The organism is Streptomyces sp. NPDC051567, assembly GCF_044454165.1.
In the GTDB taxonomy this organism is placed as follows: domain Bacteria; phylum Actinomycetota; class Actinomycetes; order Streptomycetales; family Streptomycetaceae; genus Streptomyces.
Genome location: NZ_JBITDK010000002.1, coordinates 26,032 through 51,252 on the forward strand (window position 1 = coordinate 26,032; position 25,221 = coordinate 51,252).

The 25,221-nt window shown below is 68.3% G+C and carries 11 protein-coding genes, 1 tRNA gene and 2 pseudogenes; 10 read left to right on the forward strand and 4 right to left on the reverse strand.

Annotated features, from left to right (window positions below):
- Together ACIA5F_RS02335 and ACIA5F_RS02340 are read right to left on the reverse strand one after the other, a co-directional pair.
- Nucleotides 1-263: pseudogene (locus tag ACIA5F_RS02335) on the reverse strand (hypothetical protein); the annotation flags it as partial.
- Nucleotides 264-659: 396 nt separating this feature from the next.
- Nucleotides 660-1,067, reverse strand: a complete 408-nt coding sequence (locus ACIA5F_RS02340) for a response regulator (RefSeq protein WP_399348220.1) — start codon at nucleotides 1,065-1,067, stop codon at nucleotides 660-662.
- Nucleotides 1,068-1,243: 176 nt separating this feature from the next.
- Between ACIA5F_RS02340 and ACIA5F_RS02345 the strand changes: the two genes are divergently transcribed.
- The 4 genes from ACIA5F_RS02345 (at nucleotide 1,244) to ACIA5F_RS02360 (ending at nucleotide 6,041) form a co-directional block, all read left to right on the forward strand.
- Nucleotides 1,244-1,315, forward strand: a tRNA-Arg gene (locus tag ACIA5F_RS02345).
- 270 nt (nucleotides 1,316-1,585) lie between these two features.
- Complete coding sequence (locus tag ACIA5F_RS02350; RefSeq protein WP_399348874.1) at nucleotides 1,586-3,250, forward strand: hypothetical protein; 1,665 nt, start codon at nucleotides 1,586-1,588, stop codon at nucleotides 3,248-3,250.
- A 50-nt stretch (nucleotides 3,251-3,300) separates the two neighbouring features.
- Nucleotides 3,301-3,954: a hypothetical protein gene (locus tag ACIA5F_RS02355; protein ID WP_399348222.1), complete on the forward strand. Its 654-nt coding sequence runs from the start codon at nucleotides 3,301-3,303 to the stop codon at nucleotides 3,952-3,954.
- Nucleotides 3,951-6,041, forward strand: a complete 2,091-nt coding sequence (locus ACIA5F_RS02360; protein ID WP_399348224.1) for an Hsp70 family protein — start codon at nucleotides 3,951-3,953, stop codon at nucleotides 6,039-6,041. Before ACIA5F_RS02355 ends, ACIA5F_RS02360 begins: the two co-directional genes overlap by 4 nt.
- Nucleotides 6,042-6,142: 101 nt before the next feature.
- Here ACIA5F_RS02360 and ACIA5F_RS02365 read toward each other — a convergent pair whose 3' ends face one another.
- Nucleotides 6,143-7,684: an HNH endonuclease gene (locus tag ACIA5F_RS02365; protein WP_399348226.1), complete on the reverse strand. Its 1,542-nt coding sequence runs from the start codon at nucleotides 7,682-7,684 to the stop codon at nucleotides 6,143-6,145.
- A 130-nt stretch (nucleotides 7,685-7,814) separates the two neighbouring features.
- Here ACIA5F_RS02365 and pglW point away from each other — a divergent pair, with 130 nt between their 5' ends.
- Nucleotides 7,815-12,467, forward strand: coding sequence for a BREX system serine/threonine kinase PglW (pglW, locus tag ACIA5F_RS02370; RefSeq protein WP_399348228.1), 4,653 nt, complete (start codon nucleotides 7,815-7,817; stop codon nucleotides 12,465-12,467).
- The gene (gene pglX, locus ACIA5F_RS02375; protein WP_399348230.1) at nucleotides 12,464-16,261 is read left to right on the forward strand and encodes a BREX-2 system adenine-specific DNA-methyltransferase PglX; all 3,798 of its coding nucleotides are present in this window, start codon (nucleotides 12,464-12,466) and stop codon (nucleotides 16,259-16,261) included. The genes pglW and pglX overlap by 4 nt, the downstream gene beginning before the upstream one ends.
- A 313-nt stretch (nucleotides 16,262-16,574) precedes the next feature.
- Here pglX and ACIA5F_RS02380 read toward each other — a convergent pair.
- Nucleotides 16,575-16,913: pseudogene (locus ACIA5F_RS02380) on the reverse strand (ATP-binding protein); the annotation flags it as partial.
- Nucleotides 16,914-17,099: 186 nt separating this feature from the next.
- On the opposite strand from ACIA5F_RS02380, the gene ACIA5F_RS02385 reads away from it, so the two are divergent.
- From ACIA5F_RS02385 to pglZ, 4 genes are all read left to right on the forward strand, one after another.
- Nucleotides 17,100-17,972 (forward strand): helix-turn-helix domain-containing protein, encoded by an 873-nt coding sequence (locus ACIA5F_RS02385; protein ID WP_399348232.1) that lies wholly within the window; start codon nucleotides 17,100-17,102, stop codon nucleotides 17,970-17,972.
- Nucleotides 17,969-18,175: a DUF397 domain-containing protein gene (locus ACIA5F_RS02390; RefSeq protein ID WP_399348234.1), complete on the forward strand. Its 207-nt coding sequence runs from the start codon at nucleotides 17,969-17,971 to the stop codon at nucleotides 18,173-18,175. The genes ACIA5F_RS02385 and ACIA5F_RS02390 overlap by 4 nt, the downstream gene beginning before the upstream one ends.
- A gap of 189 nt (nucleotides 18,176-18,364) precedes the next feature.
- Entirely contained in the window at nucleotides 18,365-22,288 is a 3,924-nt protein-coding gene (locus tag ACIA5F_RS02395) for a phage resistance protein (protein ID WP_399348236.1), read from the forward strand.
- Nucleotides 22,285-25,182, forward strand: a complete 2,898-nt coding sequence (pglZ, locus tag ACIA5F_RS02400; protein ID WP_399348238.1) for a BREX-2 system phosphatase PglZ — start codon at nucleotides 22,285-22,287, stop codon at nucleotides 25,180-25,182. The genes ACIA5F_RS02395 and pglZ overlap by 4 nt, the downstream gene beginning before the upstream one ends.
- Nucleotides 25,183-25,221: the final 39 nt, after the last annotated feature.

Genomic DNA, 25,221 nt, shown 5'->3' on the forward strand with positions numbered 1-25,221 from the left:
CGCGCCTCGCGCCTCGCGCCTCGCGCCTCGCGCCTCGCGCCTCGCGCCTCGCGCCTCGCGCCTCGCGCCTCGCGCCTCGCGCCTCGCGCCTCGCGCTTCTTCTTCGGCTTCGGCATCCCCGCTCGCTGCCGTACCGGCAGCCGGGCCTTGACGTCCTTGAGCGCCCTGGCACGGGAGACGGCGAAGTCCCGGATGACCTGCTGCTGCGCAACCGAGGAACCCTCCCGCAGCCACGACATCGCGGCACGGGCCCCGGTCAGCATCCTGTCCAGACGCGCCGGACCACACTCCTCACCCTCGATGTGGGCTTTCTTCGACCGGGCCACGCTCTCGTTCCACACCCACCGGCCCCGCCCCCACCCCGCACCCAGAGCGGCGGACGCACCCGACGACACACGAAGCCGATAGGTGTACCGGGCACGCCCGGCCCCCTGATCGGCCATCAAGGTCATCGTCACGAAGCAGAAGCTGACCGCCCCCACTGACAACCGACAGAAACCACAGGTCAGAACCGATGCACAACGAACCCTGCGGCTATGCGGCTCCGCACTGCGGACCCGTTCCTCCCCCGGACTGAAGCCCAGGACATTCTAGGAGAATCAGGTGAACACGGCCGCCGAGCCGTCCGGCTCGGAAAGCCCCACCGGTACCCGGACCGGTCATCCCCGGCCCCTCCCGGCGGGTGTCCCCGTCCCTTTCCGCTCCCGCCGGTCCTTGCCCTCGGCCAGCCGCCGCACGACGCGCACCAGGTCGGCGGGGTCGAACGGCTTGGCGAGAAAGGCATCGACCGAGGCCATGGCCCCGGCCTCCACCTCGCACTGCGTGCAGGCGCTGACGATGGCGACGGGCAGGTGCCGCGTCCGCGGATCGGCCCGCAACTGCGCGGCGGCCCCGAACCCGTCCAGCCGGGGCATGACCACATCAAGAGTGATCACGTCGGGGCAGACCCGGTGCACCACGTCCAGGCACTCGACACCATCGTTCGCGGTCACGACCTCGAAGCCCTCCAGCTCGAGATTGACCTTGATCAGCTGCCGGATGACCTTGCTGTCGTCGACAACAAGCACCCGGCCCGAGGCACCTGGCACCCCTTGAGAATAGGTCGACTCCGGCCCCCGCGTCCGGGTTTTCGCCACTTCCACCCCCCTCCGGCCACCCCCTCCTCCCACCCCCCTCGAACCCGTTCCTGATCACCCCACGGGAGCTGGTAGTGTTCAACTCGTCGCCGCAACGCGAACGACACGCCCCCGTAGCTCAGGGGATAGAGCAACGGCCTCCGGAGCCGTGTGCGCAGGTTCGAATCCTGCCGGGGGCACTTCGCAAGAAGTGCCCAAAGACCCCGCCATCAGCGATCTCGCTGAGACGGGGTCTTCGCGTATGTGCGGCCAAGTGCTGTGCAGCAGCACGGCAGCCGTGGATGGGCGGGCTGGTGTGTGAGCTTCCTGCCGAGCCCACCGTTCATCACCCTGGCAGGGCCGTCCTCGAACAATGAGGCACCGCGTGAACACGCCCGCCCCAAGGTCACAATACGGATAAAGGCGTAAGGAACGCCTGACCGCATGGATAGTCTGTCGGCGTGTACGACATGACGGATCCGGTCGCCGCTCGTCATGCGGCGAAAGCCGCTGAGCGAGAGCGGCTGGCGCGTGCGCGAGAACGTCGGCAGACCCAGGGCCACACCGGGGTCAGCGGTTTTGTGCAACGTAAATGGCGATGGCTCGGCGTCGGTGGTGGCGAGGCTGTCGAAGTGGTGCTCGCGATGCTGGCGGAGATCGCCTCCACGCCCAGCCTTCCAGAAACCCAGCGAACAGTGCTCGTACAGGCCCTCGGAGGTACGCCGGACCGCGAGACATTGCTCCCCGCGGTCCGTAACGGACTCGGTCTTCTGCCACCGGGCTCCGTACTCATACATCTACGGAGCCTGTGGGCCGCCGGTGTGCGATGGCTCAACGAGGCCGGGCTGGAACGGTGCCGGCTGTTGTGCTCGACCACGCCCGGTCCCGACCTCGTCAGCAAGCGCTCCCCTGTGATCACGGGCGGTCCCGCCTTCTCCCTCTTTGCCACCGCTGCCACCCGTGGCGCGATACCCGTGCCCAACCGTTTCGTGGACGAACTCCTCTCCCAGGCTCCGCTGTCTGTCATCGACGACCTGGTCGAGCATGGCGGCCTGCTCCCCGAGGACACACCGTGGCAGGCGCGCGACACGGAAGAGGAGAAGCTGTACCTCCGTGCACGTCTCGCCCCGGAAACGGTCCTCCAGGAGGAGGCCGCGCAACTCGGATGGCACTCCTTCCTGCGGCGGTATTCCTTCCTGAACGGCCAGACACTCCTGCGACAGGAACCGGATGACGTCTGGGACCTGTTGTACGAGGTGGTCATGGACGGCGACGTGTCGGCCGTCGACGCACTCGATGCCGTGCTGCCCCGGCCCCAGCAGATCGAGCTGCGTGACCTCAGGTCGGGGGCGCTCTCAGGCCAGTGGCCCCTGAAGATGACGGAAGACCACGGACTGTGGCTGCTGATGGCAACGCTGTGGGAACCACAGGAGTCCGTCGATGCCGGGCGCAGCGCGTTCTACGCACTCGTCGCGCTCAACCGTGCGTACGACCTCCTGAAGTCGGGTGACGTGGAGGCGGCGGCCCGGCAGGCCCGCTCTTTGACCCGAGGGGTCGGGACCAGCCGGAACGTGCCCGCCCGCATGGTTCCCGAGGCGTACGCCCTCGCTGCGTACGCGGCTGCGGTGAGCGGTGAGCTGGATACGGCCGAGGAGTACGCGGACAAGGCTTCCGAAGGGGGCAGCGACATCTCCAGGCGCAATCTCGCACTGGTCCGGGCCTGGAGAGGGACGACGAAGAACAATCGCGGCCCGGTCACCAACCCTTTCCTGGAAGTCGGCCTCGACCACGGCACCTACGGCTGGGAGGAGCGGTGCCGGGAGATCTTCAGACGGCATGAGGGCGACCCCGCCGCCCAGTCGCGCCTGAACCGGGCTGAGGACCGTATCCGGGACGCGCTGCGAAACGACGCGGGCTGGAACGTCTTCTTCCAGCTCCCGATCGATCCGTCCCTCTACGTCATGCCTTCCGTGGTCCCGCAGCATCTGGTGCCGCCGGTGGAGGCTCTCCCTCGTCGCACCCCGGTGACGAGCGGAGCCGATCTGGAGGCCGTCCGTGCGCGGGCCGCCGTCGAACTCCTCGACGACTTCCGGACGACCGCCCCCCACCTCGACCGTCACGGGCCCACACGGTGACGGTTTCGACGTACTGATCCACCGACCGACCCGAACGAGGCAGAGCCCTGATGACTCCGAAGAAAGAGAAGCTCACCAAGCGTGGCTCGAAGATCCCGAAGATCCTGCGCCCGCACCGGCCGTGCCCTCAGTGCGGCCAGATGCAGCCTGGCGCCAAGGAGACAGTCGCGCCGCGCAAGCCAGGGGTACTGAAGCACCGCAGAGCGCACCGGCTGGAGTCGGCGACGGAACCGGCCGTCACCGGGTCCGGCGAACCGCCCGCGAGTTCGGAGCCGATCGACGCAGCAGGGATCATCAAGGGGGTGGTGGCCCGCGTACCGGAAGCCCTCGACGGCGCCGGTCTCGGCGAGGCACCCACGGCCGCCCTGAACACGGCGGTGCGCAAGGCGGTACTGGACGAGTTCCGGACACGAGCCCAGTTCGCCGGACGGCTCGCCGAGATCGACGCGATGTTGTGGTCCCAGGCAGCCCGTGGCGGTGAGACGGTCGAGGGTGCGATGACCGTGCATCTGCGCGAACTACGGCTGTTGAGGGTGACGGAGCCGGAGGAGAGCGACCGGTTCGTGGTCACAGAAGGCGAGGGCGAGCGCTTCACATTGCTGCGTCCGGCATACGTGGACGAGTTGACAGGGAAGGTCATTCTCGCGGGACAGCTGCGGCGTGTCCCCGGCACCGCGGGCATGACGGTGGGGGAGGAAGCATGACGGCAGCCGGTATCGACTTCGGCACCACCAACTCGGTGATGGCCCAGTGGAACGGCGACTACGTCGAGGTACTGGAGATCGGCGGGCAGGGTCTGGACGCGGACTGGCGCCGGCCGGGTTTCGAGCTGCTCTACCCGTCGATCGTGGGCACCAGTTCACTGCGGCCCGGCACCCTGTTCGGCTGGGAGGCGAAGCTCCGCTCGGAGAACGCGGTCGAGGCATGCAAGCGAATGCTGCGGGAAGAGCCCTTCGTGACCCTGGGGGGTGAGAGGTTCGCCGCCACGACCGCTGCGGCTGGAGTCTTCCACGCCATGGTGGGCGCGGCGGGGGAAGAGGCCGCCACCGAGGTCCGGGAGGCCGTTGTCACGGTGCCCGCGAACTCGACCGGAGCAGCCCGCTTCCGTACCCGCGAAGCGGCCCGCGCCGCCGGCATCAGGGTGCGGACCCTGCTGAACGAACCGACGGCAGCCGCGATCGCCTACGCGCACGAAATGGGGGTCGATGGGGAGTTCCTGGTCTTCGACTGGGGCGGCGGAACGATGGACGCCACGCTGCTTCTGCACGACGACGGATTCTTCGACGAGAAGGCGAGCCGGGGAGTCAACCGTCTCGGCGGGCTGGAGATCGACGCCCGGCTGCGTCGCATGGTCCTCGACCGGGCTCCTGCCCGGGGCCGGTGGAGTGAGTCCGAGACCCGCCAGTTCAACCTGAACATCGAGCGCGCCAAGATCCTGCTCTCCCAGCAGGAATCGGTGCGTATCGTCACCCCGGACGCGGTCGCCGTCGAGATCGGGCAGCACGAGTTCTCCTCGGCCGTCCAGGACCTGATCAGCCGGGCGCTCGACCCGGTCGAGCAGTGCCTGGCGCAGGCCCGGATCGACCCGCAGGACCTCACCGCGGTACTGATGATCGGCGGCAGCAGTCAGATCCCGGCGGTCCGCGCCGCAGTGTCGGAGGCACTCGACTGCGAGCTCGTGGACACCGCACTGTGCAACCCGATGACCGCCGTCGCCGAGGGTGCGGCGATCTGCGCGGCGGCCATGGACGGCGAGCTGAAGAGCATCATCCGGGTGGTCAACACCCATGCACTGGGCACGGTCACCAAGGACCGGGAGGGCGGGCGCCGTTTCAGCGCCCTCATCGACCGGAACCAGCGGCTGCCTCAGCAGCGCGTCAAGTCGTACGAGCCCACCAGGGACAACGTCTCGCATCTGACCGTGGAGGTCTGGGAGGGAGACCCGGACCGTCCCGTCGATCACCCGGACAACGTCAAGCTGACCGACCTTGTCCTCACCTACCCGCAAAGGTGCAGAGCCGAGGACGGGATCTTCGACCTGGAGTACACCTACAGCAAAGAAGGACTCCTGAACGTCAAGGCGACCCTGCAGAGGAACGGACAGATCGTCCTCGACGGGGAGGTCGAGGTATTCGGTGACGGCCTTGTCCTGCCGGAGGTTGAACAAGAACTCGACCGCCTGATCACCCTCGCTCCGACTGCCCGGCCCGCCGCCACGCCGACCCACCCGCACCAGCAGCGGAGCGGTACGGGCGGCAGCGGCCGGACAGGCGCGTCCAAGCCGGCTCCCGTCCCGGGCCCACCACGCTCCCCCGCGTCCACGGCCCGCACGGGCGCGCGTCCGGCGCCACTCGTCGTCGACGGGTCGAACCTCGCCTGGAACGGACGCCCTTCGCGTGCCATGGGCGGAAAGCCCAGCTTCGCAGCGCTCGAGGCGGCCGTCACATCGCTGCGTTTCAAGCATCCCGACCATGACATCCACGTGGTCGTCGATGCCACCTTGCGGCATGACGTCTCCGCGGCGGAACGGCCCCGGGTAGAGGCTGCCATCGACGAGGGAACGGTCGTACAGCCCCCGGCCGGGACCGAGGGACGGGGTGACGCCCTGGTGATCAGCATCGCCGAGGAGGTCGGCGGGGTCATCGTCTCGAACGACAACTTCGCCCCGTTCCAGAAGGCGAACCCCTGGCTGCGCGCCTCCGGCCGGATGAAGGGGGCCACGTATTCACAGGGAATCTGGGTGTTCAACCCGCGCGTCCCGAACCCGGCGGCACCTACTCACCGACGGTGAGGCGTCCTGGAAGACACCCCGTGTGCCAGGCCCCGCGCCTTCGGCACACCGTCCGGGACACGTCTTGGTGAGAGCCGGAGCGGGCCCGGCGCCGCCGGGCCCTACGGGCTTCGCCGGACCAGGAGGCGGTGGTACTCGACGTACTCCTCTCCTATAGCGTGCCCGGCACGGCGTTCCAGCGCGGACAGGACCACGCCGTCCCGGGCACGGCACACCTTCCAGTCGGCATCGATGTAAAGGGCGAGCCTGTCGAACTGGGCATGGTGGTTGGGGCACAGACAGAGCAGGTTCGCCAGCGTGTCGGGACCGTCGTGCGGGGTGCCGAGTCCCTGGATGTGCGCGGCCTCGCTGTAGTAGCCGGAGGGAACCTCCAGAGGTTCGGAACACACCTGGCAGGTGTGTCCGTACAGGTTCTTGACCGCCTTGACCAGTTCCTGGTCCCGCACCGGGCTCATTCCGCTTGTCGCACGGCGGTCCACCGGGCCCGCGGCGGCTCCGCCGGGTTCCTCTTCCCATGACCCGCCGCTCGCCCTCAGGAATCCGCCCAGGCCGACCCTGCCGAGGAGGCGGGCACGGTCCTCGTCCTTGACGTAGGTGGCGCAGAGCTGGTTGACCGCCTCGGCGCGCACACTGGCCCTTCGCAGCAGCCGTGCCGCCTCACCGATGAATCCTGCCTTGGCACCCGTCGCACGCAGAGCCGTGGGGGTGGCGTCTGCACCCTCCGCAACGCCCTCGACCTCCCACAGGCCACTGCTGCGCAGATGGCAGAAAGGATACTGCGGTGCAGCCCGGGAGCCGGTCCGCCCGAACTCGGTCAGGAGGGCCCCGACCTCGCTCTCGAAGATCTCCCAGGGTGCGAGCCGGTCTTCCTGGGCGACCAGTCGGCCGATGGCCCAGAGCAGCGTCAGCGGCTTGCACAGGGAGGAACCCTGGGGCCCGGAGGCGGTACACAGGGCACCGAGAGCCTGCAGAAGATCCTGACGCCCGAGCTCGGGCACCCGGGCCAGCGCCTTCCTCGGCCGACGTGGGGTGGGCACCATGACGGTTTCCGGCTGCCGACCGGACGGAATGTCGACCAGACCGCGCAGGCGGAGTCGGTCAGGTGCCGGGAGCAGCATGAGGCTCCACAACTTCTCCGGGATACCGAGCTCAGTCAGAAGGGGCACAGCGTCCGAGGTGAACTCGACCACATCACCCAGGGCGACGATGTGCTCCCAGGTGTCACCTTCATCGTTCACGCCCCAGACCTTCCGTGCCAGGGCACGGTTGTGGAGGACCCCCTGGACCGTGGCCCTGGCGATGAAGGTCCTCTCCGCGTAGAACAGCACCTCGTCGCCGATCCTGCGGCCTCGGAGGGCTTTCGCCTTGTGATGGTTGGGTTGTTTCGGCGGTGTGGCGCCCCAGAGACGGGCCGTGCCGTCGGGAAAGATCCGGCCGAGTTCAGCGGCGTCATCCCCGAGAACGTCCTCATAGTCCGCCAACCGGACCCCGTCGCGGACCGAGCGCTGGAAATGCTCCGGCCCCCGCACCCTTCTCGAGCCACGAGGCTGGAGGAGCCATTGCACCCCAGCCACTCCGTCTCCGGGCTGTCCCACCCCACGATCCATCATGATGATCAGATTAATCGGGGTGTCTGGCAGCACCGAGGAGCCCCCTTGATCAATTCCTGCTGCTCGTGCCCCTCCCCGGCCGCACCCGTTACGATTTGACTCAAGGCTTACTCTCCCGAACGGCAACAAAACCAGCAAAATCAGCATGAAGAGGGAATCGCATATGCGGGACGGCCGGTGGGTGACGGTCACCGAATCCGAGTTTCCGCATGAGCGACGGGGCCTGGAGGCCATCCGTGCGCAACTGCGGGATCATGATCCTTGGCACGCCTGGTCGAACTTCACTTTCACCGCGGCCAGCGGACACGTCCGTGAGGTGGATCTCCTCGTCATCTCTCCGGGCGGGATCTACCTGATCGAGCTGAAGGACTGGCACGGCGCGGTCGAGTCCCGCAACGGCACCTGGCTGCAGACCCAGCCGGGCGGACGACAGCTCGCCCACAACAACCCCCTGCACCTGGCCAACAAGAAGGCCAAAGAGCTCGCCGGACTGCTCCGGTCCCAGGTCGACCGGGTATGGGTATCGGAGGCGGTCTGCTTCACCGACTCCTCCCTGCGCAACCGGCTGCCCGCCCACGACCAGCACGGTGTCCACACCGTGCCCCAGCTCGTCCAGATGCTGGAGAAGCCGCCTGCCGAGGAACGCCGTCGTATCGACGCACCCAAGGCTCGTGAGATCGCAGCGGCCCTAGAACGCATCGGCATCGCGCGCAGCGACGCAGAGTTCAAGGTCGGCCCGTATCTGCTGAACCGGAAGTCCTTCGACTCCGGTCCCACCTGGGCCGATTATCTGGCGCGGCACACTGACCTGCCGGAGGCCGCCCGCATCCGTGTCTACCTGCGCGAACGCGGGTCCGGCGCCGAGCTGCGCGCCTCTGTGGAGCGGGCGGCCCGGCGCGAGGCGGCCGTGCTGCGCCGCTTCCGGCATCCCGGTGTCGTCCAGCTCAAGCAGTACGACCCCACCGGTCACTCGGCCGGCCCGGCGCTGATCTTCGACTACGACCCACGCACCCTGCGGCTGGACGAGTACCTGATCCAGTACGGCGACAAGCTCGACGTCCTGACGCGCATGGCGCTCGTCCGTCAGCTGGCCGAGACCCTGCGCTCCGCACACGGCCGCAAGCTCTACCACCGCACACTGGCCGCCCGTGCCATCCATGTGATGCCGGTCGGGCGGAACCCCCGCAAGGACTCCGACGAGCCCGGCTGGCTCACGCCGCACCTCCAGGTCTCGGACTGGCAGGTCGCGGTCCAGCGCAGCTCCGACCAGAGCGGCCCCGGCGCCGAACGTTTCGCCCCGACGACCTTCTCTCTGGCCGGAGGGCACATTTCCGAGGGCGCCGACCCCTACCTGGCGCCCGAACTGACCGCCCCCAAGGCCGATCCCGTCGCACTTGACGTGTACGGCCTCGGCGTCCTCACGTACCTGCTGGCCACCGGCAAGGCCCCTGCGGCCAGCCAGGCAGAGCTGATGGCGCGCTTCGAGGCGGGTGAGGGCCTGCGCCCCAGCGCGGTGGCGGACGGGCTCTCGGAGTACATCGACGAGCTGGTGCAGGCGGCGACCGCGTACAAGGCCACCGTCCGGCTGCCTTCCGTGGACGACTTCCTGGAGATGCTGGAGGTCGTCGAGGAGTCCCTCACCGAGCCCTCTCCGAGTACCCAGCCCGTTCTCGTACGGCCTGCCGTACCAGCGGAGCCCGAGAAGGACCCGCTGGAAGCCGTGGCCGGAGATGTGCTGGCCGGACGCTGGCGGGTCCACCGCCGCCTCGGTACGGGCTCCACCAGCCGTGCCTTCCTCGTACTCGATCTCACCGCGGGCCCCGAGATCCGCTTCGCCAAGAAGCTGGCCGTACTCAAGGTCGCCGTGTCGGAGCGCAGCAATGCGGTGCTTCGGCGCGAGGCCGAGGTCATGTCCAGCCTGCGTCCGGATTCGCGGGTCATCCGGCTGATCGAGCAGGAGCCGCAGGAGATCGGCGGCCGGACGGTCCTGGTCATGGAGTACGTCGGTGACGAGCGCGAGGTCGGGGCCGACCCGGCCGAGCCCGGCGCGTCCAAGAACCGCCGCCGCGAGGAGACGGTCGCCCGCCAGTTGCGCGAGTTCGGCCGTCTGTCGGTGGACCAGCTGGAGGCGTACGGCGACTACCTGTTCGGGGCGGTCGACTTCCTCGAGGGTGAGGGCGTCTGGCACCGCGACATCAAGCCGGACAACATCGCGGTCCGCGTCCGTCCCAACCGCACGCGTGAGCTCGTACTGATCGACTTCTCGCTCGCCGGGTACCCGGTGAAGGAGACGGAAGCGGGTACGGACGGCTACCTGGACCCCTTCATCGGCACGCTCACCGACCGCTCGGTATACGACGCGCACGCCGAGCGGTACGCGGTGGCCGTCACCCTGCACGAGATGGCCTCGCGCGAGCTCCCGGTCTGGGGCGGTGGCAAGGTCCTCGCCCGGCAGACCGATGCGGAGGCGGAACCGTACCCGACGATCGCTGCGGACGCCTTCGACCCGGCGGTCAAGGACGGCCTGGTGGCCTTCTTCCGCAAGGCCCTGCACCGGGACGCGGCGGAGCGCTTCAGCGATCTCAAGCCGATGCGGGACGCCTGGAAGAAGATCTTCCTGGCGATGGACGAGGCGAAGCCCTTGACCAAGCGGTCACGGCATGAGAGGGCTGGGGCGGGGGCCCGTACTTCGGCCGCCGCAGCCATCGCCGAGGCCGAGGCCGAGACCGCGGAGGAGCAACGCGATCGGCTTGCCGCTCAGGTCGAGCGCGGCACCTTGATCTCCGGTGCCGGGCTGAGTCCGGCCGCCGAGTCCTTCGTGTACAGCCTGCGGGTGAACACGGTCGGCGAGCTGGTCGACTACAGCCAGCGGAGTCTGGTCAACGCGCCGGGACTCGGCGCGAAGACCCGTAAGGAGGTCCTCGGCCGGATCAAGCAGTGGCGGCAGAAGCTGACCGCCCAGCCGGCCGCGCCGCTCACCCCCGAGGGTCGCAAGGCGGCGAAGGAGGAGCTGTCGGCCGCGGAGGCCGCGGTCGCCGTAGCGGCCGCGGAGGGCGGGGCCGCGAACGAGCTCACTGCGCGCACACTGCGGACGGTCAGCCTCGACACGCTCGCCACCCTCTTCGTGCCCGAGCTGAAGAAGGACGGCTCGAACCGCAACGAGTGCGACATGGTGCGCCTGCTGCTGCAGCTGCCGGACGAGCGGGGCGCGATGCCCGAGATCGGGGTCTGGCCCAAGCAGAAGGACGTCGCGGAGGCCCTTCACCTCTCGGCGGGCCGGATCCCGCAGATGCTGAAGGTCCAGCGGGGCCGGTGGAAGCGCCACCCTGCGGTGCAGTCTCTGCGCGGCGAGATTCTGGAGCTGCTGGGTGAGCGCGGCCGGATCGCCTCGACCGCCGAGATCGCGGATGCGCTGGCGGTTCGGCGTGGTACCGAGTTCCAGGAGCGCGAGCTGCGCCGGGCAATGGGCCTGGCGGCGGTGCGCGCCGTGGTCGAGGTCGAGCAGCTCATCCCGGACGAGAGTCACTTCCGCAATTCCCCCAACCGGGACGCGACGGACGAGGGCATGCGCGGTGGTCTGCTGGCCCTGGAGGTCATGGACGAGGACGATCCGGAGACCCCGTCCGCCCCCGGTCTGCTGGACTACGCGCAGCGGCTGGGCAAGCAGGCCGACCGTCTGGCGAAGCTGGACACACTGCCGACGGCGGTGACGGTGCTGGGCGCTCTGGGCGACGTACCGCTGCCGAGCGGGCTGGTGGAGTGGGACGACCGCCGTACGGTGGAGCTGGCCGCAGCGGCTTCGACCGACGCGGCGGCAACCCCGCGCCTGGAGCTGTACCCGCGTCGGCTGCCGCTGGTGCGGGCGCTGCGGTTGACCCAGGCGGGCCTGGTCCGGCTGATTCCGGGGGTTCCTTGGGAGCGCCAGCCGGGCCTGACCGGGGACGAAATCCACGAGCGGGTGCGGGCCCGGTTCCCGGAGCTGCTGGACGCGAAGGGCGGCCACTCGCTGCCGGCTGCCGGCCCTCTGACGAAGGCATTGCAGGGCGCCGGCTTCGAGCTGGAGCTCTCCACGCGGCAGGGCACCCGGACACTGCGGTACCTGCCGAAGCAGCGCAAGGACGCCTCGACGTTCGTCTCGGTGGGCGACCAGCGGCAGCCGACGGCTCTGCTGTCGGCCCACAAGTACGCCGACGACCTGCAGCTCGCGGAAGCCTTCACGTCGGAGGAGCGGCTGCTGTCGTCGGCACAGCGGGACGGGTTCCGGGTACTGACGGTCCGGATGAGCCGTACGCCGGATGCGGTGCGGTCCCTGATCGCTGAGCGGCTCGGCGCCGAGCCGGTGTCGGTGACCGAGTTCTTCCTGGATGCCCTGCACGAGCTGGTGGATCCGCGTCCGAAGCCGTCGTGGGAGACGATCCTGCGGGCAGATGCGGCGGAGCCGGGTTCGAAGGCGGCGCTGAAGTTCGCGGAGTACGCCCGTACGGCGTGGAGCGCGGTCGAGCCACGACTGTCGGAGCGGCTGGCGGCCGATGTACGGGTGCCGATGCTGCTGACGGATGCGGGTGCGCTGGCGCGGTACGACGCGATGGCGGTACTGGACCGGCTGGCGGAGCGGGCGCGGGGCGGCGGGCGCGGACTGTGGCTGCTGTGCCCGCAGAGCGACCCGGCGCGGGCACCGCGGCTGGGGACCACGTCCGTGCCGTATCAGGCCGGGCTGGGTGAGTGGATCCCGCTTCCGGATGAGTGGGTGGACAACCTGCACAGGTCTGGGGCACGGTTTTCTGTTGGTGTCGGTGAAGGAGACGAGGCGCAGTGATCGACCGCAAGGCGTTGTTGGCTGACCTGATCAAGCAGGTCAAGGCGGTCGAGGCGGACCTCGCCGAGCAGGTCAAGGACGGCGAGGCCGTCCTGAAGCCGCTGAAGGCGGAGCACGCGAAGGCGGCGAAGGCCGACGCGGGGGGTACGCCGCAGTGGCCGGTCTGGCTAGAGGCCCGTGCTGCGGGCATGCAGGAGGACCAGGCGGACCGGATCCGGCTGGCGGAGTCGGGTGCCGGGCGGCTGCGTGCCGAGTACGACCGCGCACGGGAGCTGGAGCGCACGGCGGCGACCTGGAACGCGTGGCTGGACGAGCGGGTCACGCAGGTCGCGGTGGCGTGGGTGCTGGGCACGGTCTTCGTCCGCTTCTGCGAGGACAACCGCCTCATCCCGGACCCGTACCTGACGGGCGCAGAGCCGGAGCGGCGCGACCTGGCGGAGGCGCGGTACGCGCAGTACGTCGAGGAGGAGTCGAACCCGACGTTCCGTGGGTGGCTGGAGCGCGCCTTCGCGGAGCTGGGCGCGGGCGAGGCCGGCAAGCTGCTGTTCAACCCTCGTCGCAATCCCCTGTACCAGATCCCGCTGTCGCACGACGGCGCACGGAAGCTGGTGGAGTTCTGGCGCGAGCGGGACGACGCGGATGTGCTGGTGCACGACTTCACCGACCCGCTGAACGCGGACGGCACGGAGGGCTGGGACACCCGCTTCCTGGGCGACCTCTACCAGGACCTGTCCGAGGCGGCCCGGAAGACGTACGCGCTGCTGCAAACACCGGAGTTCGTGGAGGAGTTCATCCTCGACCGGACCATGGACCCGGTGGTCCGGGAGATGGGCGGCCGCCTCCCTGAGCTGAAGATGATCGACCCCACGTGCGGGTCGGGCCACTTCGTGCTGGGCGCGTTCCGCCGGATGGTGCGGCTCCTGGCGGAGAAGCAGCCGGGCATGGAACTGCACGAGCGTGTACGGACTGCGCTGAACGCGGTGCACGGCGTCGACATCAACCCGTTCGCGGTGGCCATCGCCCGGTTCCGCCTGCTGATGGCGGCGATGGCAGCGGCGAACATCCGCACGCTGGCGGAGGCGAGTCGCTACGACTGGCCGATGCACCTGGCAGTGGGCGACTCGCTGATTAAGGCGCGGCAGCTTGAGTTCGGTCTGCTGGGTGGGACTGGGCAGGGCGAGCTGGAGTTCACCACCGAACAGCGGGATGAACTGGCGGAGTTCTCGTACTCGACAGAGGACCTGCACGAGCACAAGAATATTTTGGAGCAGGGGCGGTACGGCGTAGTCGTGGGGAATCCCCCATACATTCAGGTCGAAGACACCAACCTAAACAAGGTGTATCGAGAGCTCTACAAGTCCTGCGCAGGAACATATTCGCTATCCGTACCATTCGCTGAAAGATTTTTCCAGCTCGCAAACATCGGAGAACCCAGCGGGCGCGGATACGGAATGATCGGCCAAATCACCGGAAACTCCTTCATGAAGCGAGAGTTCGGCACAAAGCTGATTGCGGAATATTTCGCCCACAAGGTCGAACTAACAGAGGTGATTGACACCTCCGGCGCATACATTCCCGGTCATGGCACACCCACAGTCATTTTGATTGGAAGACGAAGGGCCGGAAAGGACCGCACGGCCACAATCCGAACCGTGCGAAGCATTCAAAGCGAACCGACTGCGCCCGAGAACGCGGAACACGGCCTGGTGTGGACTGCCATTACAAAACAGATCGACGACCCCACTTCAGTGAGTAAGTGGGTTTCCGTCGACGACCTCGACCGTGCACGCTACTTCGGAAAACAGCCATGGATCCTTTCTGATGGCGGTCTCGAGATGGTTGAAAGCATCGAATCGTCCTCTCGGTCGCGACTTTCGTCAATCTCATCAAGCATTGGGCGGACAACGTCCACGGGTGCTGATGATATCTTCTTTTGGCCCAACGCCTCCTCGGCTCAAAGATTTGGTTACGAGGACCGTGTTCGCCCATTGGTCGCTGGCGACGCAGTTCGCGATTTCGGCATAGTCGCCACCGTACCCGTCAGCAACCCGTACTTGGACCGCGCCAGCAGCCAACTGCTCGACGAGAGCGATAAACTCGTATCGCGTCACCTTTGGCTGGATCGAACCCGGCTACGCACTCGCAAGATTTTCGGAAAGACCCTGGAAGAGAATGGGCGAAGCTGGTACGTACATCTTGAGAACTACCCGAGCAAGTTGCACACAGATTCCGGCGTCACGTTTGCTTTCGTGGCAACGCATAACCATTTCACATTCGACAGCAGTGGGAAACTCTTCAACAGAACCGCTCCGGTAATTAAGCTCCCAGACACTGCTCAACCAGAAGACTACTTGCGCCTGGTTGGAGCACTAAATAGCTCCACCGCATGCTTCTGGCTGAAACAGGTCAGCCACAATAAAGGCCGACCCGGCGCTGAACAAGCAGGAGCAGACGAGCCCTGGGAACATCGCTTCGAATTTACGGGCACAAAATTGGGCGAATTCCCCCTACCCTCGTCTTACCCTACAGAACTTGCCTCAGAGGTCCACAGCCTCGCGCAACGCCTGACCAAGATCAGCCCCGCCGCCTTGACCTCTGCCGGCAAGGCAGCTCCAAGTGCAGAGTCTCTGCGTTCAGCAAAATCCCAGTGGGCGCAAATTAGAGGCCGCATGATCTCCCTTCAAGAAGAAATGGACTGGCAGGTTTACGCCACCTATGGCCTGCTCAACGAGCAGGCCATAGCAGCCCCGACTGACGTCCCGGAACTAGGGCCAGCAGATCGAGCCTTCGCGATCGTCTTGGCCCGTAAGATAGAGAGAGGCGAAGTCAACACATCGTGGTTCACGCACCATAACCACAACTTTCCTCCCATCACCGAGATCCCCGCCCACTGGCCGGATTCGTATAAGGCCGTCGTGCAGAAGCGCATTGACGTCATCGAGACCAGCCGCGCCATCGGCATGGTCGAGCGACCCGAGTACAAGCGCCGCTGGGCGACGGAGGGTTGGGACGTGCTCCAGGAGCGCGCCCTGAAGTCCTGGCTGCTCGACCGGATCGAGAACCGGGACCACTGGTTCGACGAGAACGGTCAGCCTGCCATCGTCGCCCTGCACCAGCTCACCGACGCTCTCTCCCGCGACGAGGACTTCGTATCGGTCGCCGAGATCTACGCCTCTCGCAAGGAGCTGGCGACCGTCGTCTCCGATCTCCTCGCCGACGACCACGTCCCCTTCCTCGCTGCGCTGCGCTACAAGCCCGCCGCGCTCAAGAAGCGCGCGGACTGGGAGCACGTCTGGGATCTTCAGCGGCAAGAGGACGCTGCCACCGAGGAGTCCGAGAAGCGGAAGATCCGTGACTCGATTCCGGTGCCTCCGAAGTACACCTCGGCCGACTTCCTCAAGGCTTCCTACTGGAAGGCCCGTGGCAAGCTCGACGTACCCAAGGAGCGGTTCATCTCCTACGCGACGGGTGCGATCTCCGGCACGCCCACCCTCTTCGGCTGGGCCGGATGGGATCACCGTGAGCAGGCCCAGGCTCTGTCGACTTACTTCACCAACCACGACGAGCTGTCCGCCGAGGAACTCACCCCGCTCCTCGCCGGCCTCCTCGAGCTCCAGCCCTGGCTCACCCAGTGGCACGACGAGTTCGACGGCCTCTACGGCGGCTCGCCCGCAGCCTTCTTCGAGGGCTACCGCTCGGCCAAGCAGGGTGAGCACGGGCTGACCGACGACGACCTGCGCGCCTGGCGGCCCCCGGCCACCGTCCGCCGGACTCGCAAGGCCGCCAAGGGCTGATCAATCCGGTGTGTCCTCCCCGCTGCTCCGTGGGGAGGACACACCGCAGCCCCGCACCGTCAACGGTTCCGCGGCAGGCACCCTGAGCGGTGGGCCCACGTCCAGGCGGAGTACTACTGCCAGTCCGCCCGTTGCGTACCGCTCCGCGCACGCTCCGCACCGTGCGCCACTCGCCCCACACACGGACCGACTGTCCCGTTCGGATCGTGACGGCCGCCATCTGCATCACCTCCGGTCCCGCTCGGAGGTCCGGCGCCTTCAGCTCCGCCCAGATCGTCTTCCCGATTCCGCCCGGGCGAGGGCTGACACCCCACCGATGTGTGAGCGCGTCCACGATCAGCAGCCCTCGTCCGTCCGTGTCCTCCGGGCCCGGTGAGCGGATCTCGGGTCGTCCCTCCCCCGCGTCGCTCACTTCCAGTCGGAGCAAGCCGTCCGCCGTGGAGTGCGCGATGCGAACGCCCACCTGGCGGTCACTCGGCACACGCACGCGCAGTGCGTTGGTCAGTAGTTCCGAGAGCACGAGCTCCGCGGTCTGCAAAGCCTCCTCGCCCGCATCCCGATCCCCCAGCACCGCATGCAGCGCTGCTCGCGCTCTCGGCACGCTGCGCGGACGGCGGGACAGCCGGAATGAGACTTCGTTCAGTACGGACACAGCAACCCCCTGCGGGTCGATAGCTGCCGATCAAGTCCCCGAATGTGCCGAGGGGTTCACCTCGACACCCCAGAGAGTGCCGCGCGAATCCGCTTCGTGCAATATTGAATGCCGCAAAACAGAGAGATTCACTCATTCGAGCAAACGTCAGGCCACCAACCCAGCGGGTCTGATAGGGAGATACCTATGCCGAACGTGAAGCCATCCACCGTGCTCGGTCGCCAACTCGGTGACGAACTCAGGCGTTTCCGCGAAGCCGCCGGCTTCACCACTGCCGCAGCGGCAGCAGCTCTCGACTGCACCGGCGGCAAGATCAGTCGGATAGAGAACGGTCACGTGCCGGTCCGAACGCCCGACCTTGCCGCACTCATGGATGCGTACGGAGTCTCGGACCCAGAAGCGCGGGAGCGGCTCAGCGCACTCGCTCGCAGGGCCAACCGTCGTCGGCGTGAGGGCTGGTGGCACCAGTACGGATCCGTGCTCGGCGACGCCTACCGCGATTACATCGAGATGGAGGACATCTGCGACAGCGTTCGGACCTTCCAGGCCCAGCTGGTCCCGGGTCTCCTCCAGACACCGGCATACGGGCGAGCCATCACGGTGGCTTCTCGGGCCTGGCAGAGCGGTGAAGAGATCGAGCGGTTCGTGCAGGTACGACTTGCTCGGCAGGAACGGCTTGCAGGGGACAGCCCACTGGAGCTCTGGGCCATTCTCGCCGAGGGCGTTCTCCGCCAGCAGGTGGGCGGACCGGCCGTGATGCGTGACCAACTGGAGCACCTCGCGGACATGGCCGAGCGGCCCAACATCACGGTCCAGGTGCTGCCGTTCTCGCGCGGCGCCCACTCCGGTATGTTCGGCCCATACCTGCTGATGAGCTTTCCGCAGGTGTCAGCGCTGGATCTCGTCCTGACCGAGACCCCGACCGGCAACATCTGGATGGAGCAGGAGTCGGAAGTCGCCCGCTACCGAGCACTCTTCGACGATGCTCGCACTGCGGCGCTGGCGCCCACGGAATCACTCGGGCTGATCCGCCGCGCCGCCAAGGAGCACAGACCATGACCCAGCCCCGCCCCACCCTCGCCGACCTCACCCACCCGGCATGGCGCACGAGCAGCTACAGCGGGGGGCAGGGTGAGTGCATCCAGGTCGCCGACAACATCCCCCACCTCGTCCCCGTCCGCGACAGCAAGCGGCCCGCCGGCCCCGTGATCGGATTCGCGCCCGCCGCCTGGCGCGCCTTCGTCGCGCACCTCCGCGACTGAGCCGCCTGCAGAACCCGGCTTCACAGCACCCACCGGTTACGATCGAGGGTGGGCCGCAGGCCGTCACCGCGTCAACACCGGTCGACCGACACTCCCCGATGTCCCGTGCGCACCGCACGTGACATCCGGCGGGCTGCCGCCCGCACGAGGACGACGTAGGCACCGGATAACAGGAGACACGAGACAGACATGGCTTCGACCGCACCCACGGCCCCCATGCTCCGCGACGTCATCAACATCAAGACGTCGATCTCGACCTCCGACTTCGTCCTGAAGCTGGCCGAGGCGGTCACGGACGAGGGCACCGCGAACGCACTGCGCGACTACGTCGTCACCGAGCGGCTCCTCGAGAACTTCGACGACGCCCTGGGGCTGATCAAGGCCGCCCTCGACGGGCACACCTCGAAGGCCGCCTACCTCCACGGTTCCTTCGGTTCCGGTAAGTCGCACTTCATGGCGGTCCTGCACGCCCTCCTCCGTCGCGCCCCGGCCGCTCTCTCCCGGACCGACTTCGATCCGATACTGGCCAAGCACGAGTGGCTGAGCGTCGACCGCAAGCGGTTCCTGCTCGTCCCGTACCACATGCTCGGCGCGAAGTCCCTGGAGCAGCGCATTCTCGGTGGGTACGTCACCCATCTCAAGAAGCTGCACCCGGAAGCCCCCGCCCCGCAGGTCTACCGGACCGACTCCCTCTTCGCCGACATTCGGTCCCACCGGGTGCGGATGGGCGACGAAGCGTTCATCAAGGGCCTGGCCGGCGCCGACGACAACAGCACGGCAGTAGCCGCCGACGACGAGGGGGACGACTGGGGCGATGACTTCGCATGGACGCCCGTGCTCCTCGACACCGCTCTCGCTGCTGAGGAATTCGACGGCAGCGAGGAGGGTCTGAACCTCGTCAGCCCCTCCACCCCCTCCGAGCTCCGCGCCAAGCTGGTCCACGACGCGAGCGTCACCTGGTTCCCCGGCTTCACCCAGAACGCCGGCGAGGACGAGCACGGCTTCATCTCCCTCGACGCCGGTCTCGCCGTGATCGCCGAGCACGCGAAGTCGCTCGGCTACGACGGTCTGATCCTCTTCATGGACGAGCTGATCCTCTGGCTCGCCAACCGCATCCACGACGAGAAGTTCATCTCCCGCGAAGTCGACAAGATCACCAACTTCGTGGAGGGCGCGGACGCCCGCCGCGCCATCCCGATCGTGTCCTTCATCGCCCGCCAGCGCGACCTGCGCGAGCTGGTAGGCGAGGAGACCTCCGGCGTGGCCGAGGCCGCGATCCAGGCCAGCCTGAACCTGGCCTCCGGCCGGTTCGACAAGATCACTCTGGAGGACCGCAACCTCCCGCAGATCGCCCACGCCCGCCTTCTCAAGCCCAAGGACGCCGAGGCGGCTGCCAAGCTCGATGCGGCCTTCGCGAAGATCAAGCGGGTCGGACCGCAGGTGTGGGACGTCCTGCTCGGCTCCGATGAGGGGACCACCGGGGCGGACGAGGACTCGTTCCGGCTGACGTACCCCTTCTCCCCCGCCTTCATGGACACCCTCGTCCACATCTCCTCCGCCCTCCAGCGCTCCCGTACCGGTCTGAAGCTGATGGGCCAGCTCCTCGCCGATCACAAGGACGACGCCACCCTCGACCAGCTCATCCCGCTCGGCGACCTCTACCCCGTGATCGCGGACGGCGGAGACAAGCCGTTCGTGGACAGCCTGAAGGCCGAGTTCAAGGCGGCCGACAAGCTGTACCGCAGCAAGCTCCGTCCGCACCTGCTCGCCACGTACGACGTCACCGAAGAGGACATCGAACGCTACCGGCACCGGCCGGCGAGCATCACCGACCAGCAGCTGAGCAGCCGCTGCAGGGGCTTCATCGGGGACGACCGGCTGGTCTGCACGCTGCTCCTGTCCTCCCTCGCCCCGAGCGTCCCCGCCCTGCGCGATCTGACCATCCGCCGCCTCGGCGCGCTCAACCACGGCTCCGTGGTGTCTCCCATCCCGGGTGCCGAGGTCGGAGTCATCAAGGCCAAGGTCGACGAGTGGGCTGCCCGCTTCGCCGAGATCACGGCCACCGGCACCAAGGCCAACCCCGGTGTACGGCTTGAGCTGGCCGGCGTCGACGTCGACTCGGTCATCGCCAACGCCAACATCAACAACAACCGGTCCAACCGCCAGGCCCTCGCCAAGCGGCTCCTGGCGGAAGAACTCGGGCTGAACCGCCTGGACCAAATGGGCGCGGACGAGCTCCGGCTGATCTGGCGCGGTTCGAACCGGACTGCCGAGGTGGTCTTCCTCAACCTCGCGGACCCGGAAACGCCGGACCACGAGTTCGCCCCCGGCCAGGAAGGCCAGTGGCGGTTCGTCATCGACCTTCCCTACGACGAGGGCACGTACCGGCCGCGCGACGATTCCAACCGCATGCAGAAACTCCGCGAGCGGCCCGGCGTACCGGCGCGCACGGTGGCCTGGATCCCCACCCACCTCTCGAACGCCCGCTACCAGGACTTCCAGCGCCTGGTCACCATCGATTACGCGCTTGCCGACCAACGGCGCTTCGACCAGTACGCCCAGCACCTCAACGCCGACAACCGGGCCCGCGCCAAGGGCCTGCTCGAAGGCCAGCGAGAGGCCCTCACCAAGACGGTGAAGGCCGCGTTCAAGCAGGCGTACGGCTGCGCGCAGAAGACCTCTGCCGACGTCGACGTGTCCTTCAACGACCACTTCGAGTCGCTGATCGAGGTCCCCGAGCTGCGCGTCTCCATCGGGCAGTCCCTCGGCGACGGCGCCCGCCACATCGCCGCCAAGCTCCTGGCCCAGCAGTACCCCGCCCACCCCGACCTCGACCCCGACGGCACCGGCACCGCCGTGAAGCCGTCGGACGCGAAGACCGTCTTCGGCTACATCCGGGCGGCCGTCGAGGCAGGCGACCGGCAGGCCGAGATTCCCGCCAAGGACCGCACCGCGATGCGGCGCATCGGCGTGCCCCTGAACCTCGGCCAGCAGAAGGAGGCGTACTTCCGGCTGTCCACCCGCTGGGTCGAGCATTTCGCGCTCCAGGCCAAGACCAGCGGCGGTCCCGGGGACCTCAGCGTCGTCCAGCTCACCGACTGGATCGACCGGCCCGAGGCGATGGGGCTGGACACCTTCCTGGCCAACCTCATCATTGCGTCCTACGCGGAGATGGACGACCGGGTCTGGGTCCGGGGCGGATCTCCGCTCGACCCCTCCCCCGGCCCCCTGGAGATCAAGCCGGTCGACGGCCTGCGGTCCCAGCCGCTGCCGGATGTGGAGACCTGGGAGGAGGCCGGGCGCCGGTACTGGGAGATCTTCGGCGAGAAGCCGCCGACCCTGCGGCGCGGCCGGATCGTCAGCCAGTTCTCCCGGCAGATCAACGCACAGGTGCGCCGCTTCGGGGAGCATGCCGCGGCGCTCGTCGACGAGTTGGAGAAGCACTCCGTCCTGCTCGCGTTGGACGCGACCGACGAGTCCGGTCGACTCGCCATCGCCCGACGCTCTCGCGATCTGCTCGACCAGCTGAAGAGCCTGGACATCGGGGCGGCCGGCGGTACGGCCCTGGCGAAGAAGATCATCACAGCCTTCGCCACCTTCGATTTCGGCCAGGTGACGGCGAGTCGCTACGGTGCCTCCATCAAGCAGGCCGAATCCGTGGCGGACGCCTTGGCTCGGGCCGCCTGGGACATGCTGAAGCTGGCCCCCAAGTACGGTGCCCAGGGCGAGGCCGTCCTGGAGGCGCTGCGCGGAGCCGCCCAGGCCGACCAGCGCACGTCGAACCTCAAGGACGCCCTGCTCGAGGCGCGCCGCGCGATCGTGAGCGTGATCGACCGCAGCGAGACCGCCACCGCTCCGGCCCGCCAGCCGCAGGCTCCGGTCCAGCCCTCGCCCGGTTTTCCGGCCGGGCCCAACGAGATCGATCTCAGCACCGAGATCAGCCGGCCGCCGGTGCCGACCTCCCATCCCGCGCCCGGGAAGGTGTCCCGCCGCTCCGGCGGCGGCCGTACCAAGGCCGTCCAGGCGGCGGCCCAGCTGCGCGCCGAGCTGGCCGAGCTGCTCGCCGCCGAGCCGGACGCCACCGTAGAGATCACCTGGCGGGTGGTGGAGTGACCCGGCCGGGCGACACCACCAGTGCGGTACGTCTCAACAGCGCCACCATCACCCAGTACCTGGCTTCCCAGGCCACCCGCCTGCGATCCGGCAAGCGGCGGAGCGTGCTCCTGCGTGCCTCCGCCGTGTGGGACGGCCCGGCGGAGCTGACCTGGGCGGATACGCGCAAGGCCCAGGTCCGTACCGCACCTTCCGCGCTCGCCGTGTACGAGCTGGTGCTCGGGCACGTCGCCCCGGAAGCCTCCGGGCCCGACGTCCTCGTCGTCCTGACCGACCGGGAGGAGGCCGAGCTCGGTCCCGACGTACTGGCCAAGGTGCACCGGCAGCGGGTCAACGCGGTCGACACCTGGGATGTCGTCCGCGAATCCTTCGCCGCCCGCGGTACGGACACGCGACTGCTCGAGGACAACTGGGCGGCCGAATCCCTACTGGACGCCACACCGCCGGGCGGCTGGCCGGCGCTGCGCGGCGGCATGCTGTCCCGACGCGGCGCACTGACCGCGCTCGCCCTGCGCAGGCTCGGTATCGGCCGGTACGACCCCGACCTCGGCCTCGACACCTCGGGAGCAGTGGCCGACGGCGACATCCTGGACGTACCGGCCCTGCTCACTTGGTCCCTCGTACCCGGCGGGCCGGAGCGCTTCCTTGCTCTGCGTCCGCCCGAGCGTGACGGCCTCAAGCGGTTCCTCAGCGGTGACGACCAGGCCGGCGAGGCCGGACAGGCGCTGTTCGCACTGGTCTCGGCCGAGCACGGCGCTGACGCGGTCGCCTTCGGTCTGTTGTGCGCGGCGCTGTGGGAGCATGCCGACCCGGCCGCGGACGCCGAGGTCTACCGGGCACGGGGCCGGGCCGAGCGCTGGTTCGGCGAGGACTTCGCCGTACGCGGCGATGCCTTCGACTCGCTCGCGATGAAGTTTGGGCGGGCCTGCGAGGCCTTCGTGTCCGAGCTGCTGATCGCCGGTCGTACGAGCGCCCCGGAGAGCGACGAGTCCGCCGCCAGGGCACGCCGACTGCACACCATCGTCCTGGACCGGGCTGCGACCCTGGTCCAGCAGTTCGGTGTCGAGATGGCGGAGCGCAGGAGTCCGCTCCTGCGAGCCGGGTTGGAAGCCCGGTTCGCAGAGGTCGGCGAGGCGCTGCTCTCCGGTTCCCCGGGGCAGACGAGCACGGCGCTGGACGCGCTCGACGCTCACCGTCTGGCACCCGGCACGGACGAGCAGATCCGCATCGGCAGGGCTCGGATGGCACTACGGCTGATGCAGTGGCTGGCCACGGCTCCGGAGAGCACGGCGCCGACGGTCCCGACAGCGGTGAGCCGTCACATCACGGAGACCGGCTGGGTGGACATGGCGCTGGAACACGTCCAGGCCGGCGGGGATCCGGATCCGGCGCTGAAGTCCTCGTACGACCGACTGTGTGCCTCGGTACGCACCGCGCGGCGCGAGATCGACCGGGAGTTCGCCCTCGCGCTGGCCGAATGGACCGCGAGCGGCCGGGATCCCGGTGCAATGCTCACGGTGGAGAGCTTCCTCCCGCGTGTGGTGGCGCCGGTGGCGAAGGCCGGGAAGCAGCGCGTGCTCCTGCTCGTCCTCGACGGCATGAGCGCGGCCATCGCAGCCGAGCTGGGTGAGGAGCTGCGCAAGCACTGGGCGGAGTACGACCCACTGCCCGGCACCCACGACGAACCCCAGCGCCGCGCGATGGCGGCCGCACTGCCCACCGTCACCGCGGTGTCCCGGACCTCACTGTTCGCGGCCCGGCTGATGCGAGGCGCCCAGGCCCAGGAGAAGCAGCTCTTCCCGGCGCACCGGTTCTGGGGGGACGGCGACGCCGCGGTGTTCCACAAGGACGACCTCCGGGCGGACACGGGGGGCGAGTGGCTGGGGTCTGACCTGCTCGAAGCGCTGTCGAGCGAGCGGACCCATGTAGCCGTCGTCCTGAACACGGTCGACGACCGACTGTCGAGCGAGCAGAAGCTGGGCGACGGTACCTGGAGGCTGTCCGACATAGGAGCCCTGCGGGTCCTGTTGCGACACGCGGCCGCCCAGGGCCTTGCCGTGCTGCTCACCAGCGACCACGGCCATGTCATCGACCGGTACGGCGTACGGGTCCACACGACCGGTGTGGAATCGGCACGACACCGCACGCCCGAAGAGCCGGTGTCCGACGTCGAGGTGCGGCTGGCCGGGCCCAGGGTGGTGGCGCCGGAGCCGGGCGGTGAGATCGTCGCGCTGTGGGATCCGGATGTGCGCTACAGCGCTCAGCGAGCGGGCTACCACGGTGGCGCGGCGCTGGCCGAGTTCACGATTCCGGTGCTGGCGTTCCTGCCGTTCGGTGCGACCCCGCCCAAGGACTGGCGGGAGCTCGGCAACCAGCAGCCGCCCTGGTGGCAGCTTGGTGTCCAGGCCCCCGTGGGGCAGGCGCCTGCACGGCTCGCCTCGGCCCAGACAGCGGCGAAGAAGCCGGTCAGGCACACGAAGGCAGAGGCCGAGCTGGCCAAGAGCCACGACTCGCTTTTCGATATGGCGCCGGTGCCGGACACAACGGGCGAAGCACTGTTCGGTGTCGCACCCGTCTCCCCGGACGACGCGCTGGTGGCCGCGCTGCTGGCATCCGAAGTCTTCGAGTCCCAAGTGGAGATGCTGGCCCGCAAGCCGGATCTCGTACGCGTGGAGCAGGCGGTACGGACGCTGCTCGACGCAGGGGGCACTCTGCCGATGACGGCGCTGGCGCAGCGGGTGAATCTTCCGCCTTCGCGCCGGGTGGAGGGCTTCGCGGCGGTGCTGCGGCAACTACTCAACTACGACGGTGTGCAGGTCCTGGAGACGCTGCCGGACGGACGGACCCTGAGGCTGAGTACCGCGCGACTGCGGGAACAGTTCGAGCTGAGGTGAGCGGGTGGGGTCGCCGGTGATCCGGCGACCCCACCCGCC

Excerpts from the sequence above, each read along its gene's own strand:
- ACIA5F_RS02350 (WP_399348874.1), top strand. The coding sequence starts at position 1,586 with ATGACGGATCCGGTCGCCGCTCGTCATGCGGCGAAAGCCGCTGAGCGA.
- ACIA5F_RS02355 (WP_399348222.1), top strand. The coding sequence starts at position 3,301 with ATGACTCCGAAGAAAGAGAAGCTCACCAAGCGTGGCTCGAAGATCCCG.
- ACIA5F_RS02360 (WP_399348224.1), top strand. The coding sequence starts at position 3,951 with ATGACGGCAGCCGGTATCGACTTCGGCACCACCAACTCGGTGATGGCC.
- pglW (WP_399348228.1), top strand. The coding sequence starts at position 7,815 with ATGCGGGACGGCCGGTGGGTGACGGTCACCGAATCCGAGTTTCCGCAT.
- ACIA5F_RS02385 (WP_399348232.1), top strand. The coding sequence starts at position 17,100 with ATGCCGAACGTGAAGCCATCCACCGTGCTCGGTCGCCAACTCGGTGAC.
- ACIA5F_RS02390 (WP_399348234.1), top strand. The coding sequence starts at position 17,969 with ATGACCCAGCCCCGCCCCACCCTCGCCGACCTCACCCACCCGGCATGG.
- ACIA5F_RS02395 (WP_399348236.1), top strand. The coding sequence starts at position 18,365 with ATGGCTTCGACCGCACCCACGGCCCCCATGCTCCGCGACGTCATCAAC.